The sequence below is a fragment of the Legionella massiliensis genome (assembly GCF_000756815.1).
Lineage (GTDB): Bacteria > Pseudomonadota > Gammaproteobacteria > Legionellales > Legionellaceae > Tatlockia > Tatlockia massiliensis.
This window is the reverse complement of sequence record NZ_CCVW01000007.1, coordinates 1-1,313: the sequence shown is the minus strand read 5'-3', so window position 1 is coordinate 1,313 and position 1,313 is coordinate 1. Positions and strand designations below refer to the sequence as shown.

Here is a 1,313-nt window from a genome sequence, read left to right as displayed (position 1 = left end):
TGATGACTATCCAAGACCTCTTCTGCTTTCCTTTGCAGGCTGGTCACTTCTTGATTTGCTGTGGCTAATAACTCCTTCGTACCCTCGACTTGGTGCAACGCTTCTTGCACTCTTTGGCGCTCTTCACCTAACTCTTCATTTAGTCTTTGCTGACTTTCTATTAACTGTTTTACCTGAGAGTCTAAGCTATCGACCTGTTCGCGCAACACTTCACTTTGCCTTTCAAGTCCTTCGCTTTTCTCAATCAAGCTCTTATTCTCTCTTCGAGCCTGTTCTAACTCACCCAAGGTCTCTTCAACCGCTTGCTGGGATTTCACAGCCGCGCTTCGTTGTGCCTCTAATTGTTCTTCGAGTTTGGCCTTTGCTTCAGTGCCAAGACGTTGGTTCTTTTTTAACTCTTGTGACAATTGTTCGTTTTGCTCGGTCAACAAAGTCAAGCGCTGCTCTAAGTCTTGAGTTTTTTCTTCACTGCTTTGCAGAGCTCTGCCTTGCTCTTCTAAATTCTCATCGAGTTGTCTTTTGCTTTCGCTAACTTCTTTAAGTTGTTGTTGCAAAGCAGCTAAGGCGATTTTATGTGTTTCCTTTTCTTGCGCTAAGGCTTCTGATGCACCTTGCTTACCTAAATGAACCTGTTCTTCTAAAGCCCTGACCTGCTCTTGATGCCTCTGCCCTTCTTCTTTAGAACTAGTTTGCAAGCGGCCAATCTCTTTGGTCGCTTCTTCCAGCAAACGGTTTGTTGCTTCGCTTTGCTTTCTCGCCTCTAGCGCCGCTGTTTGCTCGCGCTCTAACTCCTGGCTTAGCTTGCTCTGGGTTTCTGTTAAACGTTGTACTTGACCGTTTAGATCGCCAACTTTTAAGGCCAGCTCACTACGGCTAGTTTCGATACTCTCAACCTGCTCGACTAAACGCTGGTTTTCTTCCCGTGCTGATTTAAGTTCAGCTAAGGTCTGCTGTGTTTCTTCACGCGCTACAGCAGCAGCCCCGCGTTGTTCTTGTAATTGCTTTTCAAGACTTTCCCTTGCCTCGATCCCTAAACGAGTATTCGTTTGCAACTCTTGATTTAAACGTGTGTTTTCCTCGCTTAGTAAGCTTAGGCTGCTCTCTAAATCTTTTGTTTTCTCCTCACTTCTTTGCAGAACTTCCGCTTGTTCTTTTAACTTAGTCGCTAACTCGTCTTGCTTCTCAGTGGCTGTATCCAGCTCGCCTTGCAGCTCAGTTAAGGCCTGGCGATGCTTGGCTTGTTCTTTTACCAGCAACTCTGCGGCCTCTTCTTTACCTGCGCTCAGTTGTTGCTCTAAATCCGCAACTTGTCG

The 1,313-nt window shown here is 46.0% G+C and carries 1 protein-coding gene; it reads right to left on the bottom strand.

The features are described 5' to 3' along the window. The coding region (locus BN1094_RS19955) for a coiled-coil domain-containing protein (protein WP_044013033.1) at window positions 1–1,313 on the bottom strand (1,313 nt) is incomplete at both ends.